Annotated in this window: 11 protein-coding genes, 1 pseudogene and 3 CRISPR repeat arrays (1 of these 15 running past the window's edge); all 12 genes and pseudogenes read right to left on the reverse strand. The window is 64.5% G+C overall.

The window, feature by feature from the left end:
* Window positions 1-42: 42 nt before the first annotated feature.
* A pseudogene (locus DBO33_RS44600) lies at window positions 43-765 on the reverse strand (putative T7SS-secreted protein); the annotation flags it as partial.
* On the reverse strand, window positions 766-1,374 hold the full coding sequence (locus DBO33_RS26410) for a hypothetical protein (RefSeq protein WP_107657478.1): 609 nt from the start codon (window positions 1,372-1,374) through the stop codon (window positions 766-768).
* Between the two features lie 2 nt (window positions 1,375-1,376).
* Window positions 1,377-1,787, reverse strand: coding sequence for a hypothetical protein (locus DBO33_RS26415; RefSeq protein ID WP_234391046.1), 411 nt, complete (start codon window positions 1,785-1,787; stop codon window positions 1,377-1,379).
* 213 nt (window positions 1,788-2,000) lie between these two features.
* Window positions 2,001-2,270, reverse strand: coding sequence for a hypothetical protein (locus DBO33_RS26420; RefSeq protein ID WP_107657480.1), 270 nt, complete (start codon window positions 2,268-2,270; stop codon window positions 2,001-2,003).
* Between the two features lie 584 nt (window positions 2,271-2,854).
* Window positions 2,855-3,616: a CRISPR direct-repeat array (repeat unit 29 nt; unit sequence CGGACCATCCCCGCGGGCGCGGGGAGCAC).
* A 93-nt stretch (window positions 3,617-3,709) separates the two neighbouring features.
* Window positions 3,710-4,837: a CRISPR direct-repeat array (repeat unit 29 nt; unit sequence CGGACCATCCCCGCGGGCGCGGGGAGCAC).
* Between the two features lie 86 nt (window positions 4,838-4,923).
* Window positions 4,924-5,322 (reverse strand): type I-E CRISPR-associated endoribonuclease Cas2e, encoded by a 399-nt coding sequence (cas2e, locus tag DBO33_RS26425; RefSeq protein WP_107657481.1) that lies wholly within the window; start codon window positions 5,320-5,322, stop codon window positions 4,924-4,926.
* On the reverse strand, window positions 5,319-6,269 hold the full coding sequence (cas1e, locus tag DBO33_RS26430; RefSeq protein WP_107657482.1) for a type I-E CRISPR-associated endonuclease Cas1e: 951 nt from the start codon (window positions 6,267-6,269) through the stop codon (window positions 5,319-5,321). The genes cas2e and cas1e overlap by 4 nt, the downstream gene beginning before the upstream one ends.
* Window positions 6,266-6,955, reverse strand: coding sequence for a type I-E CRISPR-associated protein Cas6/Cse3/CasE (gene cas6e, locus DBO33_RS26435; RefSeq protein ID WP_107657483.1), 690 nt, complete (start codon window positions 6,953-6,955; stop codon window positions 6,266-6,268). Before cas6e ends, cas1e begins: the two co-directional genes overlap by 4 nt.
* 2 nt (window positions 6,956-6,957) lie before the next feature.
* Window positions 6,958-7,683 carry a type I-E CRISPR-associated protein Cas5/CasD gene (gene cas5e / locus DBO33_RS26440; RefSeq protein ID WP_107657484.1) on the reverse strand — a complete coding sequence of 242 codons (726 nt, stop codon included), beginning with the start codon at window positions 7,681-7,683 and terminating at the stop codon, window positions 6,958-6,960.
* Window positions 7,680-8,801 carry a type I-E CRISPR-associated protein Cas7/Cse4/CasC gene (gene cas7e / locus DBO33_RS26445; protein WP_107657485.1) on the reverse strand — a complete coding sequence of 374 codons (1,122 nt, stop codon included), beginning with the start codon at window positions 8,799-8,801 and terminating at the stop codon, window positions 7,680-7,682. Before cas7e ends, cas5e begins: the two co-directional genes overlap by 4 nt.
* A 24-nt stretch (window positions 8,802-8,825) precedes the next feature.
* Entirely contained in the window at window positions 8,826-9,476 is a 651-nt protein-coding gene (casB, locus tag DBO33_RS26450; RefSeq protein WP_107657486.1) for a type I-E CRISPR-associated protein Cse2/CasB, read from the reverse strand.
* Entirely contained in the window at window positions 9,473-11,101 is a 1,629-nt protein-coding gene (gene casA / locus DBO33_RS26455) for a type I-E CRISPR-associated protein Cse1/CasA (RefSeq protein ID WP_234391047.1), read from the reverse strand. The genes casB and casA overlap by 4 nt, the downstream gene beginning before the upstream one ends.
* A 26-nt stretch (window positions 11,102-11,127) precedes the next feature.
* Window positions 11,128-13,998 carry a CRISPR-associated helicase Cas3' gene (cas3, locus tag DBO33_RS26460; protein WP_234391403.1) on the reverse strand — a complete coding sequence of 957 codons (2,871 nt, stop codon included), beginning with the start codon at window positions 13,996-13,998 and terminating at the stop codon, window positions 11,128-11,130.
* 498 nt (window positions 13,999-14,496) lie between these two features.
* Window positions 14,497-15,022: a CRISPR direct-repeat array (repeat unit 28 nt; unit sequence GGATCATCCCCGCGTGCGTGGGGAGCAC); it runs 295 nt beyond the window's last position.

Consider the following 15,022-nt stretch of genomic DNA (forward strand, 5'->3'; position numbering starts at 1 on the left):
GAGGTTGTTCGACCAGCGTTCGGTGAACGGTGGTTCCGTCGGCGCGGTCGAGGCCGCCTCGAGCAACTTGGCTGTCGCGGTCGCTGCCGCGCCATCGCGTTGCGCGCGTGCGCCGAGCAGGATGTCGCGGGCGATATTGCGGATCGGGGTCCAGGTGTCGGGCAGGGTGCGCCCCGACTTGTCCTCGTCCGACAGCGCGTTCCATTCGTTTTTCTTCGCGCGTTCCTCGGTGTCGGCGTCATCCCACTTAGCGATCGCGTCAGCCGCTTTGCTCTGCGCGGAAACGAGTTCGCTGTACCAGTTGTCCAAGGCACCCGCGGCTTTGCCCATCGCATCCGCGCCGTCCCACCACAGCTTGGGCTGCTTGTCGAACACCGCATTGAAAGCGTCGGCGGCCGAGCCGGTCCAGTTCGCGGTGTCGATACTCCGCAGCGCGCTGCCCGTGGAGTCGATACTGGTACCCATCTTCCGCAGCGCTTCCGCAGCGTCGAGGATCGCCGCGGGCTCACCGCGGATCAGTTCCTTCGGATCCCGGGTCTCCCCCAGTTCACGTTCATCGACCTGACCACCGGTCGCGCTCGCGACCCGATCACCGAGATCATCCAGCGCCTCCGCCGCACCCTCAGCACCGACCCTGCGCGCACCCGAGGCGAGCGCGTCCAGGCCGGCGTCAACGGCTTGGCCCGCCGCCTGAACGCCGGACTCGACCACACCCTCCACGGCATTGCCGACACTGTTGATGAACTTGTCGAATCCGATCCCCACCTACTTCTCTCCCCCCGGTTTCATGATCTCCGCGGCCTGTTGCGCGGCACCGGTGTTCCAACCGAGCTGCTCACCGGTGCCATAGCTACCCAGATTCGCCAACGCTTGCGGCCCGACCGCTTCGATCACCTGCACGTTCGTGCCGATCTTCGCGAACGCCCGATCGAAGGAATCACCGCTGTAGTCAGAGTTTCGGACATGGTTGAGTCCGTTATCGGCCACAGTGGCCTCCCACGACCGCGACGTGATCTCGTCCTTGGACAAATGCGGGTTGCCGACCAGATGCGTCCACACCTGCTTCATCGTGTCCGACGCCGCCTGATCCATCATGTGATAGCGCCCCGCCGCCAACCCCAAAACCTTCGCGATCTCGTTGCCCGCCCGCACCAAATACCGCACACCCCACGACCAGCGATCGGTGAACCGCTCCATCGCCTGCTGCACGTTGTGCCGACCAGCCTCCAACGGCGACAACGCCAACAACGAAAATCCACGCCCCGTCGCCGCGGTCTCCTTCACCCCCAGCTCCGACAACTCCCCGATGATTCTGTTGATCCCCTCGGCGGCCTTCACCAGGACCTGCGGATCAACTTCCAGCTTCTCGCCCACCGCTACCCCTCCCCGCTCCGCACGGTCAGCTCTGGAGGAAATGCCATCGGAGCCGCACCACCGATATCTACCGCCACGGCGGTCGGGCGAGCACGCTGCGCGGCGCCGATGATCCGCTGACCGAGGACGGCTTGGTAGCGGTACGCGTGCTCGGGCTCGACGCCTCGCGCGGTCATGTTGCGGGCGAATTCCTGCACGCTGGTGAATGTGCAGACCCAGTCGACACCACCGAACTCACTGACGTACAACCGCCCGTCGTCGGTCAACGGCCCCAGGAGGACGGCTTGCTCGAACGCCGCGCACAGGGTGTTGGGCTGTCCGAAGCCCGAGTAGAAGGCGGCGATCTCTAAACGCAGCGCCGCACAGCCCTGGTCACGATTCCTCACCATGACCAGCCCTCTCGGGTTCCCCATCCGACCAGCCTTCCACACCGCCTATCCGTTGCGACCGGTCACGAGCAGACCGCCAACAGCCCTTTCGTAGCTCGCCCAGCCATGCCTACGAACTATAAGACGCACACCAGACGCCGCCGGTTCCGCCAGCAGACTGCCACCCCAGCACAACCGTCCCACAGCGCACCCGCCCCCATCCGCTTGCGCGGCACTCTGGCGACGTCTTCCCCTAGTTCATCCGTCGGAGTTCTTGGGTCCCCGGACGGTTTTGACCCTGCCGCCCTGATTGGCCGCCTCGGAATTCGATTTACAGGGGTTCGAGCGGGTTTCGCTGTCTCCGTAGTAGGTGAATGTGCCGCGGTTGTCGGGATTGGTGAGCTCACCGGCAGGCATGGATGCGGCCAGTTGGCGGAGATAGCCTTGGCCGGGCTTTTCTACCAGCATCCGCCCGGTCAGGTTGTTGCCGCCCGGGTCGGCGGTTCTGGAAACCGTCAACCCGAACACGGGGTCGATCCCATTGTCAGGGGGCGAGTCGCTCGGTCGAATCGGCAAACGCCTCGGCGTGGCGCACACCACCATCCGCACCGCACTCCAACGCCGCGGCATCTTCGGGACGCAACACTCCTGACCGGACTCAGCAATAGTTCTGCATGTGTCCGTTCGCGTCCCCAGCACGGCTCGTACAACATCTACACCGCCTTCTCGCCGCCCTGTGCTGCTGATCTCAGCCGATGCCGAGCTAGTAGTTCGACGACATCGTCGTCGTGGCGACAGTCAGCGGTGAGCCGAAAGGATGTCCAGCAAGCTGAGCAGGCTCCAGTGGGATCTGGATTCCTACCGATGAGCACCCTGCCGTCGTGGAAGCACGACGACGGTGGTGTCCTGCACGATCGAGTGCGCGGACCATCCCCGCCGGGGCGCGGGAGCCCGCCAACCCGGACACTGTGCGTCATTGCTCTTTCGGACCATCCCCCGCGCGGGCGCGGGGGAGCACATCGCGTCATAGGTCGTCGGGTGCCGACGAGCGGGATCATCCCCGGGGGGCGCGGGGAGCACTCGGTGTCGGCGGTGGTGTACTCAGCGGCGTATGGATCATCCCCGCAGGCGCGGGGAGCACTTTTCGGGAGCGTCCCGCCGGTCGAAGAGCAGCGGACCATCCCCGCGGGCGCGGGGAGCACTCTCCACGACACCTGACGCGGTCCCGTTCCGCCGGACCATCCCCGCGGGCGCGGGGAGCACGAGTACGCCTTTTTCGTGTTTGCTTGGCTGTGGGGACCATCCCCGCGGGCGCGGGGAGCACCACGACGGGCACTGGACCGACGATCTCGGGCGCGGACCATCCCCGCGGGCGAGGGGAGCACCCGGTCGGGCTTGGGCTTGGTCATGATGTCCCCGGACCATCCCCGCGGGCGCGGGGAGCACGCTTGTACTGCCCGCACTCGTTCAGTCAGGAACGGACCATCCCCGCGGGCGCGGGGAGCACGATGCCGTCACCGCAGTGGGCGCCACGCTCACCGGACCATCCCCGCGGGCGCGGGGAGCACGAGGACCAGCCCTACCTCTGCGCCGTCGGGCGCGGACCATCCCCGCGGGCGCGGGGAGCACCACCAGCACATTGTTGAGGCGCGTGAATTCCTCGGACCATCCCCGCGGGCGCGGGGAGCACAGGGCCTGGGTCGCGGTGTAGGTCAACACGTGCGGACCATCCCCGCGGGCGCGGGGAGCACCACCGACGAGTTCCCCGATCTCCGCCGTGCCAAAGGACCATCCCCGCGGGCGCGGGGAGCACGGTCACTCGGTCTTCTGGGCCTTCTCCATTACGGACCATCCCCGCGGGCGCGGGGAGCACCTCGCACAGCCTCGGAGGACAGGTCGAGCAGGCGGACCATCCCCCGCGGGCGCGGGGAGCACCGCGACCCGGTCACTCGCGGACTGAACCCCACCGGACCATCCCCGCGGGCGCGGGGAGCACGTGGTGCATGGCCGCGCGCAGCAGGATCTTGCCGGACCATCCCCGCGGGCGCGGGGAGCACGGACAGCATCACCGCACGCCGGGCGCCGTTCCAGGACCATCCCCGCGGGCGCGGGGAGCACCTCGCTCGATGATCGTCATCGCGCTCATTGTCCGGACCATCCCCGCGGGCGCGGGGAGCACGATTTGGGCAACGGTGTAACCGTCGATGATGGCGGACCATCCCCGCGGGCGCGGGGAGCACATCGGCATGCCGGTGTGGTTGTGGGACAAGACAGGACCATCCCCGCGGGCGCGGGGAGCACGCGGCGTCGGCGATGCGGTGGCGGGTCTCGGCCGGACCATCCCCGCGGGCGCGGGGAGCACGACTGGCCGCCGTGGCGCTGGCCGCATCCACACGGACCATCCCCGCGGGCGCGGGGAGCACCCCTGTCCGAAGACGAGATGATCGGGACTTGCAGGACCATCCCCGCGGGCGCGGGGAGCACGGCCAGCGCGGAGTTGTGCCGGGAGCTCTCGGAGGACCATCCCCGCGGGCGCGGGGAGCACGCTGATCTACAACTGACGGCCGCGCCGATCGGCGGACCATCCCCGCGGGCGCGGGGAGCACGCCATCCACCGCGCCTGCGCGTCGATCCGTTCCGGACCATCCTCGCGGGCGCGGGGAGCACCGGCCGGACCATGCCACGGGCGGACACGATGGCGGACCATCCCCGCGGGCGCGGGGAGCACAGCATGTGACTGACCACCGTGCGATCGAACGGCGGACCATCCCCGCGGGCGCGGGGAGCACTCGACAACCTCGTACCGGCCGGGGCCGAGCGGCCGGACCATCCCCGCGGGCGCGGGGAGCACCAAGCTGCGGTCGCGGTGCCCGTGCACGAACCCGGACCATCCCCGCGGGCGCGGGGAGCACGTCCGGCTGTTCTTGACCGCCGCTGCCTCGCTCGGACCATCCCCGCGGGCGCGGGCAGCACCGAACGTTTCCGCCGGTTTCCACCTGGAGAAACGGACCATCCCCGCGGGCGCGGGGAGCACTCAAGCAGTCGTTCTTTCACGTCCGGCAGCAGCGGACCATCCCCGCGGGCGCGGGGAGCACACTTGTTGACCTGGCTGTTTGCAGCCGTCAGGCCCATTTTTGATTCGGTTTGTTTTGGTTCGGGGCGGGATGGGGGCCTGGGATCGCTACTTGGGTTTGAACTTGCGCCGGGCTACGCGGCGACGCCATACGGTCTCGGACTGGTGTTCTGCTTGGCTGGTTGAGCGGGTTGTCATGGCGGTCGGTGCTGGGGTCGCGGTGACATAGTCCGGAGTTGTCATCCGGCGCATAAGTGTCAAGCCGTCGTAGTCCACGGGAGTCCAGTCGTGGCCGTGGACCTTGAATGCGAGGCGTTGTTCGTTGCGTGCGGTATACACCATGATTGCTCGCCCTTCCGCGACGAACTCGATGATGCGCTGCCACATGAGTTCTCGGACACGCGCAGAGATGTTCCCGACGAACACGCCTGGGCTGATTTCGAGTAGCCATCGGGTGAGATGTCCACGCAGGCCAAGTGGTACGGCGGTGAGGACGACGGTGGTCAAAAGTCGTCTCCGTATCCGACTCCACCCGCTACTGGAGTCTCTCGGTCGTCCCATAGTGAGATCACGTCGAAGTCGAGTTCTTCAAAATCTGTTGTATCGAGGCCGCTCTCATCGCGCAGCAGCTTCTGTATGTCTCGTGCGCAGCGCTCCAGGATCTTGCCGCCGTAAATCGCATCACGCACTCGCCGACGAGTCGCCGCACTGAGTTCTTCGGGCTCTTCAGCAGCGATATCGAACGCGATAGGAATGGTCAGCTCGGCTTTGTACAGGTCTGCGATGTCGTAGACGAATGCGCGGTGGTGGCCGGTATGGACGAACCCGAGAGCAGGTGCACATCCGAGGGCGACGATGACCGAGTGCACGATTCCGTAGAGCGCGGAGTTCGCTGCTGAGAGCGCCTGATTGATGGGTTCGCCTGCATCCCAGTCATCTTTATTGTAGTTTCGCCGAGACCATTCGACTCCGGTCCGTTCGGCGTGCTGACGATAGACCGCTCGTACCCGAGCGCCTTCCCGTCCACGCAGCTGCTGCATCAGCAGCCCTGAAACGTCTTCGCCAGGGAAGCGCATCGCGTACATTGCTCGGGCAACCTTCAAGCGTGATTGAGTGTTCGTCACTGCGCGAGCTTGCGCTTCGAGCAGTCGCGACGAGCGTGAGAGTGTAACGCCGTGTGCGTAATAGCGCACGCCGCGCTCCCCCACCCACACCACAGTCGATCCGCTGTCGGACATCAACGAGATCGCTTGGTGGGTAATGGTTGTTCCTGGACCAAGCAACAACACACCGACCGCCGCAGCTGGGATATGGGTGGTACCGCGCTCGTCGGTGGCCGTTATCGCGTTGCTGTCCCGGTTGACCACACATCTGTCCAGGTACAAGAACGAAATCCTGTCCGAGATGCGCACCAGCTCCTTGGACTCGGACGTGTGGCGACCGATGGTGTTCATCGTGGGCTGTCGGACGTGGTCGGGTAGGCGAGGGTGAGTAGACCGCATCCGTAGGATTTGGCTCGCCCGATGCCGAATGAGAGTGAATTCTTCAGTGCGGCAGCGTCAGTGACTTCGAGGAGCCCTTCGAATGTTGCGGTGGAGATGGTGACACGTTTATCACCGCGAGGGAATCGGCGCACACCTCGGTCGGTGATGAGAAGCTCGAGCTCGCCGTCGACAGCGTTGTCTGCCTGGCGCGGCTGTATTTTGAATCCGTGCCGCGAGGCACGGTCGAGCAGCCATTGTTGTTGTTGACGGACAGTGACGTGGCCGAGTGGTTTGGTGTCGGTCCAGCCTTCTCGCCGGCCGGAGTGGACGGGGTTGGCGGTGAGCCGAAATTGCCATCGTTGTCCGACGGTCAGGCGGTCGAGGAGGCGCTCATACGGTTTGGTGTCCCATGTTTCGGTGGTGGGCCATCCGGCTTGTTCGATGATGTGGGTGAAGTCGGGTTTGTCTGGGCTGGCTACGAACAAGATCACACGATGAGGTCCGTAGTTGTCCAGACGCCACAGGATTCTGCCTTCGTCGCTGGGCGTGGCGTCGGCGAACCCGCTGCACACTGCGGCGTGCAGGGCTTGCGGGGATGACAGCAGTATCCGAGCGCCACGACGACGTGGATTGATTTGCATCCTGGTCAGGAACATCGTTATGCCTCCAGGACCGACATGGCGTCGTGCTCGATGACCGGTGCGGCGGTGCCGTGCGGGTTGACGATGTCCACGGTGCCGCGCACGATGTTGCGCCATTCGTACTGGCGATGGTTCGGGTCGAAACTGACCGGGGTGTCATGGATCGTCTCACCGGTGAGTTCATTGTCGGCTGCGTCTCGGACCGTCGCCAGGGTGACACGGGTGTCGCGGGTCCGTTTCTGGGTCCGCGTGCTGGCCAGCCATGGCACAGCGGTCAATGCGCCCTGAAGGTCTGTATCGAATACCCCGAGCGCGATCGGTCCGGCGGGTGGGCACGAACGGCGGCCCAGGTAGAGCGGAAAGTGCGGGCTGCGCACCGCTGCGTCGATGGTGGTGACGAGTTCGTGCTCGCCTTCAAGGACTGCCAGGTAGACGGCATCGGAGATGTAGTACCGATACGACAGGGGCAGGGAAGTCCACGTGGTGGATCCATCGCGTTCGCGTTTGGGGCGTTGTGCGGTGTGGAAGTCACGGACAAGCTGTCCGGGTTGGTCGATGCGGACGCCGAACCGTAGGCCCAGCAACGATTCGAGGGGGTCGGTGCGTCGCAGTCCCTTGGCCGCGGCGACGAGGCCGAGCACGCCGCTTTTGGTGGGTGCGGTTTCGGTGTCGCGTCGCACGAATTTGCTGCTGGCGCCCCAGGATTGCAGAGGCCCGGCCAGTCGCAGAGCGACGACACTCATTGTGGCTCCCCGAGCCTCGTCTCGACCAGCGCACAGAGCTGGCTGACCAGGTCGGCGAAGCTGACGTTGCTACCGAGGTCGTTTAGGGCTGAGGTGTCGGAACCTAGGCGTGTCACCCAGCCGGTGACCGGTGCTTCGTTGTAGGCGCGTTCGATCTCTCGCGCCTCGTCGCGCAGTGCGTCGGCAGCTCGTTTGACCCGTCCACCGGTGCTGGATTCGCGGATGGGGTGTTCGAAGGCTCCGACCAGATTGATCGGTTGGGTGTCGCGCACGAAGACCACCACGGCTTCAGGCAGTGTTCGGTTGGCGAAGGTGTTCTGTTTGCCTGTCGGCATGGAGCGCACGAACGAGGTCACGAACGCTTCGACAGCGCGGCGGGGCGCTTCGGGGTCACCGAGGGTGTCGTGGAGGCGGTCGACATCGACGGTGGCGTATCGGTACAGGGTGGAGGAGTTGAATTCGACGGTGCCGATCATCGCCGCACCGGTCTCGGCATCGCCGATGTGATCGTCGACGGCGGTGAAGTAGTCGAATTCGGTCTCGACCGGATGGACGCTGATGGCGTGAGCGACCTGGACGGCGGCATCGACGTTGAGATCGGCTTGGTCGGCGACCATACGACCGAACAATGCGATGTCCACCGAGTGCTCACGATCAGCCAGGTCCTTGACCTTCGCTTCCTGCAACGCTTTGGTGACGTCGGTGGCGGCTGCGGCGTCGACGGCGGCTCGGGCCAGTGCCGCGATCTGATGCCTGCTGAGGAACACCAGATATCCGGCCTCCTCAGTGGCGTCTTTCTTCGGTGGCTTGACCTTGATCCCGATTTCCTTCATCACCGCACTGGCCAGTTCGAGCGCACGCGCCTCCAGATCAGGTGCGCGGGAGGTGATTTCAGAGCCCAGCAGCTCGACTACGCGCCGAGTGCGCACGCCGAGTTCGGATCGGTCGAGGTGGTCGTCGAATGCCACCCGGGTTGCGCGTTTCCACGCTTGGCTCGAGACTCGCGCGCGGCGCACACCGCCGTAGATGGCGGTTTTCGGGCTGCCGGTATCGTCGCGATTGAGGTTGCTCGGCGGCACTGTTTGCAGAATATGCAGCTCGATCAGGGTTCGGTTCATCAATCGTGTCCTTTTCGATAGTTACTATTGGGCCGGCTCTGGTTCGGCGTCACTGGGTGCAGGCGTGCGGTAGAACTCGCGGCCCCAGGCCAGACGCACGCGCTGGGCACGGCCGGGAGTGAGCAGGCCGACGAGGTCGTCAGCGAGGCGGGCGTAGTCGAATCCCTGTTTGGCTGTACGTAATTGCGTCACCAGACCACGAATGTGCATCAGCACCTCATCGATGGACTGCGCCGTGGCCACCGCCATGAATCGACGGGTCACAGCCTCGGCGCTTCGGCCCTCTGCCTGCGCCAGTATCCCCACTGCCCGCCCGAACGAGACCGCCGCGACGTGGGCTCGCACCGTCATCGATTGCTGGTGTGCAGCGAACAACGTCAGCACCGAGTGTGCGGCCTGTTCAGCGACACTGGGCCCGAAGTCATCGGCGCTATCGGTTCCGCGCAGCGCTGTCGGCACGGCGGCAATCGTCGAATCCCAGATCTCAGGGACATCGCCTGCCGACTTACCCAGGCCGCGACGCAGTTTGGCCAGCTCCGCTCGTGCGACCGGCGATCGGCGCAAGTACTCCTCTTGGAGCCGGTTCAGCCGCCATTCCAAAGCCGCGCCAAGTGGGCCTAGGCGTCGCTGAGTGGGTTTCGCCGGCGCTTGTTCTTCGTTGTCGACTGTGCTCACGCAATCACCATCTTCTCTGGTGTCGAGTCGTTGGGCCGGGTATCGGTGAGGGGTAATGCTTTTCGTAGCGCGGACCTGAGCCACAACTCGGCGCGGGACACGTTGGCCAACTGCCCTCGAACCTGCCGCCCCACCCAGGCGGCGGGGGGTGCGGCCGAGACCAGTTCCGCGACAATGGGGTATGTGGCGTCACGGACGGTGTGTTGCCACTGCGTCCGCGCTTCACCGAGATCGGCGCCGGGGGTTAGCGACGTCAACCATTGTCGGTAACGGGCGTCCAGCGCCGCATATAACTGCTCGCGAGCACGGTCGCCAGCACCTGATTTCGGTGCGGCGCCAGCGGCTTGGGCGATGTTCTCGGCGAAGCTCCATACCGCGAACGCCGCATGCTCGGCGTCGTCGACGGCATTCGTCGCTGTCTGACCCGCGGCCGGTTTGTCCTGGCGCAACAGGATCACCGGCAGCGGCAGCAGGTCCTCGACGATCTCGGCGAACGTGGCGCTCTGCGCCCCGTATTCCGCTCCCATGATCCGCACCCGTGGCGTATACCGTTCCGGCAGCAGGTCTTTCGATCCCAGACTGCCGATCCACTGCAAGATCCCTGGCGCCAGTCGCGGTTGCGGATCCGCGCCTCGGGCCGTCGGGCGACCCGAAACCGTGGGTAGCATCGCGCCGATACCCCGCCATACCGAGCGCTCTGGGTCATGGGTCAACGGCATATAGACCACGGTCTTATGCTTCTTCGACTGCGGTTCGCTGTATCGCCAGCACGTGTGCGGATCCATGTCGTTGCGGTTCTGCGGAACGATCCTGTCCCCGTTGGCCAGCACGACCCCTGTAACCCCTGTGTGGTCGCCTACCAGGCGGATACGACGCGTCTGCCACGTATACAGATCGATCGCACCGTGCGGCGGGCGCTCCTTCCCCGCTGGTGTATCCGGATCGCGCTCCCATGGCGGAACGTCACCCGCACCGCCGATGGTGACGTACGGGTTGTCTTCGTAGGCAACGATGTTCAGCAGCAGAGTCTCCCGCAGAGTCTCGCCCTGCGGCAGCACTCCTCCGATCTGGCCCGACCAGCCGGTGCCGATCGGATACCCTTTCCCGTTCTTGACTGTGTTGTCGCCGACGGCTCCGGACTTGATCCCCGACGGATCGAACGCATGCGCGTGCACTAGCCAGCGCGCCGCCTCCGCCGCCTCGATCCGGCGAAGACTCGCTGCAGACCGAGCGGTGAAAAACGGCTGCCCGTTCGGCACGTCCGCGACGAGCTTTTCCAGCCCCGACACCTCCTGCTTCGCCGTGTGCAACCCGGCGACCTGGAAAAACGGGGCCTCGGCGTCGAACAGGTCGAACCGATGACGAAGCGGATCAACATAAGCGCGAACACGATCCAGCGGCAGTGCCTCCGCGGCCCACAGATCGTGCCACTGATCTGCATCGGTCGGCCCATCGATCGCTCGATGCATAAGCGCCAGTAGCATCCGCGTGATCGCGAACCCCTGTGTCGACACCTCCCCACCGATCGTCGTCAGATCCCTTGCCTGCTCCAACAATTCGAGTATCGACAGCCTCCGCTCGCGACCATCGACTCCGAGCGCGAGTATCCAAGGCTCGTCGAGCAAGTTGAATCCCTGCCTATTTGGGCCATTCATGAGTGGATACCCGCTTCTCTCGATGAATCGACGGCGCTATGAGGGTTGGCTTCCTCGGCAGCCAATATCCGCAGTCCCGAATCTGGGGTGTAGTGCACACCTCGACCGGCGATCTCACCGAAACCGTCCTGATCGAGCACTAAGACCGGAAGGCGGTAGATCAATGGCGAAAATTCCCACTGTTCCGGGGTTGCAGCCCACAGTTCGCTCTCTGCCCGTTCGGTGCTGAACTCGAGTGGCAGCCGCAGCGAGCATGTAGCCATGATCTGGGCCAGCTGATCTGACGGTGTCGATTCACGAGGCACTCGGCGGTTGCCGTGATCTTCCGCCAGCCATGAGGGGGTGAACCAATCAGCATCAGTGTGTTGCTGGACCACGATTACCTCGAGGCTGGGAGCACCGTCGCGGACCTGCCCTTGTCCTTGAGAATGATCCTCGGTTTCGCCGACATCTGCTGCAATCCAGCCGACGATCGAGTTGCCAGGCCGCGCAGGCTCTTTGAGTTGAAACTTCTCCGCATTCGCCGCGCGCAGTGCGCATCGGTCCAGCCAGCTCTGACGCGCAGCATTCATTGCGTCCTGCCACGACTCCGGCCCTGCCTGCTCAAGGCCGTATGCGTGCTGAACCAATGGTGCGATGTCGTCGGGCAGACGAATTACATGACCTAGATGTGGGAGGAGAACTGCGGCCGCACGCAGCAGTGGATGCTCACCATAGACATGCCGTGCCGCTGCGGGTTCCAGCTCGGGTACTCCCGCAGTGAACTCCACACCGGCGATGTAAGTCTGCGCGGTTCGAAGTTTGGGTGGCCTCTCAACCTGGTTTTCGCCGCGTTGGTGGCGGTGCAACCGGCCCATTCTCTGCAGGACCAAGTCGATAGGGGCCAGATCAGTGACCAGCAGGTCGAAGTCGATATCCAGCGATTGTTCGACCACTTGTGAGGCGACAACGATATGCCGGGCGGGCCTTTGCTGAGCCCGATCGAGTGACCCGAAGCTATCGAGAAGCTCAATGTCCTTGCGCATCCGATCCGCGGCGATGAACCGTGCATGTACCACAGTCACGTCACCGGGAAAGTGACGTTCCAGTTCGGCGGCTGTGGCCAGTACACGGCGGACGGTGTTCCGGATGACCAGTGCACAGCCCCCGCCGGACAGCTTGTCCTCCAGCAGCGCAACCAAATCGGCCGCATCGTCATCGACCTTCCCGCCAAGCGAACACACCTGCACCGAGGTGCTCCGGCCCGAAGACTCGATCCGGCGGTGCCGCACCGCGGCACCTGTTGTCCACGACAGGATCGGATAGCCCTCGACATCACTCATGGGTGGCGGAGCAGTGCGATGACAACCGCGCCGGTACGCCGCCATCAGCTCCTGGCGACGATCAGCGGGCAACGTTGCCGACAATGCAATCACTGGAACCCGATAGGTGCCCAACCAGGTCAGTACCTTCGTCAGGTAGGAATTCATGTAAGCGTCGTAGGCGTGCACTTCATCCAGCACGACGACCTTGCCGGCCAGCCCCAGGTGCCGAAGCATCAAATGCCGAGACTTCAATGCCGCGAACAGCAGCTGGTCGATGGTCCCCACCGAGAAGTTCGCCAACTGAGCCTTTTTTCGGCCTGACAACCACGCGTGTGCTGTAACCGCATGGTGGGCGACACTTTTACTACCGATACCCGAGTCGCAGTCGATCTCTGCGTGACCAGTTCTCCCGTCCCGTACGAGTCCTTGGAACAGTCGGTTCAGCCTGGCTTTGCCGTGCCCGAGGGTGATCGATCCACCTACCTGCTGACCGTCATCGCCCAAACGGTCAAGCCAATCGACGACGCGAGCGAACATCGCGTCACTGGTTGCTTGCGTGGGCAGCGCCACCAGCAGCCCGCCTGCACCCCACCGTTGCGCCATGATCTCCGCTGCGGCCAGGGCCGCTTCGGTCTTCCCCTCCCCCATCGGTGCCTCGATGATCAGCAGCCCCGGCTCACTCATCGCCCTAGCAACATCGCACGCGGCGACCTGAACCGGCCGCACTCTCGCGCCCGGCGGCAACGAGAATCGCGTCGCGAAAACGTCCGACACCTCATCCGGTATCACCGAGGGGATCCACGGCACAGGCAGAGCCAGAGCCGCCAAGGCACGACTCGATCGTTGGGGGTCGATCACCGCCTCCGGCAGTTCTCCGGTATGGAACGGCAACAGCTCCTCGTTGCTGGCGATCCAATCCGAGACGATGACGATCCCCGTCACCAGAACTTGGAACCGCACCGACAGCCTCAACTCACGCCAACCGTCGAGGTAGTTCAGCACCTCCGAACGTTCGGCCATGCGGCACAACAGTTCTCGCTGAACCTGCACCCACTTGCCTTCGCCGAACAGGTGCGGATAGCTTTGCGGCAGCAGCCGATCGTCCTCATCGGGCGGCGCTCCGTGGTGGCCCCCGAGAACCACTCCCCACGCGGCTGCCCACCGTCGAGACCATCCTCTTTCCACCAGCCAGCCGATCAGCAGATGATGCCCTGCCACCGTATGATGAGCCAACTGCCGGTCAGCCATTTCACGCCGGTTGAGAGGCATATACAAACCATGCTCGCGCATCCGCTGAGCGAGTCCCTCGTGTTGAATTGCGAAGGCAGGCGTGGCTTTTCCGAGATCATGAACCCCCGCCAAGAACCGTATCGCGCACCGCGCCGCCTCGCAGTCACCACCTAGCTCCTTCACCAACAGCTCGACAACACCCGGTGCGAGCCAGTGGTCGAACAGATGACAGGCAACATCCGCAGAATCATCCATGTGCTGCCACAGCGGCAGCCACTCACCAGCAGCATTCGGCGACTTCGCCCACACCGATCGAGCAGCCTCGCTCAACACCAAAGACCGACCCCTTACGAAAGAATCCGCCCCGAAATTCCGGGAATGCCCAACACTGTCTCACCCCCCACCGACAAGTTCGCGGCGCCTCCGGAATGCCCAGAAGCTCAACGACTTCCGGCAACAGTACTCGCGAAACAAACTGTGCAAGCGCACTTCTAGCAAGCCACAACAGAAACATCGAAATGACCAACCGACCGGTTCTCCTGCCCGACGTACCAACCACCACCACGCACAGCAACGCGGTACAACCAACCCAGCCCTACCTCGCACCGCTGAAGCTCACCTCACCCAGCGAGCTCCACAGTCGGGCGCTCCCGTCACCAATAACCTTCATGCAGCGGACCATGCCTCTAACATCGGCATCAATCACGGGCAACACATCTCCCAGCAGGCGCGGCAACACTCGTCACGTTCGTTGCACAGCCGGTCGTCCTTGGGGGGTCATCCCCACGTGCACGGGAGCACTGACGAATCTGGATCTGAAAGCCAATCCGCAGAACATCCCCGCGTGCGTGGGGAGCACGACATGGATTGTCATCAGAGATTCCAAATACAGGGATCATCCCCGCGTGCGTGGGGAGCACCGCCGCCGCCCTGGTCAGTGCGCCGTCACTGGCGGATCATCCCCGCGTGCGTGGGGAGCACTTCGCGACGGTCTCGACGCTGAATTTGGTGCGCGGATCATCCCCGCGTGCGTGGGGAGCACCGGATTCGTCACAGCCCTACCTCCCTGTCACTGGGATCATCCCCGCGTGCGTGGGGAGCGCGCCCTCAAATTGCCGACCTCCGCGGCAGCCGACGGATCATCCCCGCGTGCGTGGGGAGCACGCGCAGGGGTCGTTTGCCGCCGCTGTCCAGGGCGGATCATCCCCGCGTGCGTGGGGAGCACCATCGCGAACCGGGTTCCATTCAACAACTCGGGGGATCATCCCCGCGTGCGTGGGGAGCACTTGTTAAAGGTCTCGTCGGCGTCAGAGAATTGCGGATCATCCCCGCGTGCGTGGGGAGCACTCAATGCTTG

Origin of the sequence: Nocardia suismassiliense (genome assembly GCF_900269665.1) — a bacterium.
GTDB classification, from domain to species: Bacteria; Actinomycetota; Actinomycetes; order Mycobacteriales; family Mycobacteriaceae; genus Nocardia; species Nocardia suismassiliense.

Excerpts from the sequence above, each read along its gene's own strand:
- cas5e (WP_107657484.1), bottom strand. The coding sequence starts at position 7,683 with ATGAGTGTCGTCGCTCTGCGACTGGCCGGGCCTCTGCAATCCTGGGGC.
- cas7e (WP_107657485.1), bottom strand. The coding sequence starts at position 8,801 with ATGAACCGAACCCTGATCGAGCTGCATATTCTGCAAACAGTGCCGCCG.
- cas1e (WP_107657482.1), bottom strand. The coding sequence starts at position 6,269 with ATGAACACCATCGGTCGCCACACGTCCGAGTCCAAGGAGCTGGTGCGC.
- cas6e (WP_107657483.1), bottom strand. The coding sequence starts at position 6,955 with ATGTTCCTGACCAGGATGCAAATCAATCCACGTCGTCGTGGCGCTCGG.
- DBO33_RS26415 (WP_234391046.1), bottom strand. The coding sequence starts at position 1,787 with ATGGGGAACCCGAGAGGGCTGGTCATGGTGAGGAATCGTGACCAGGGC.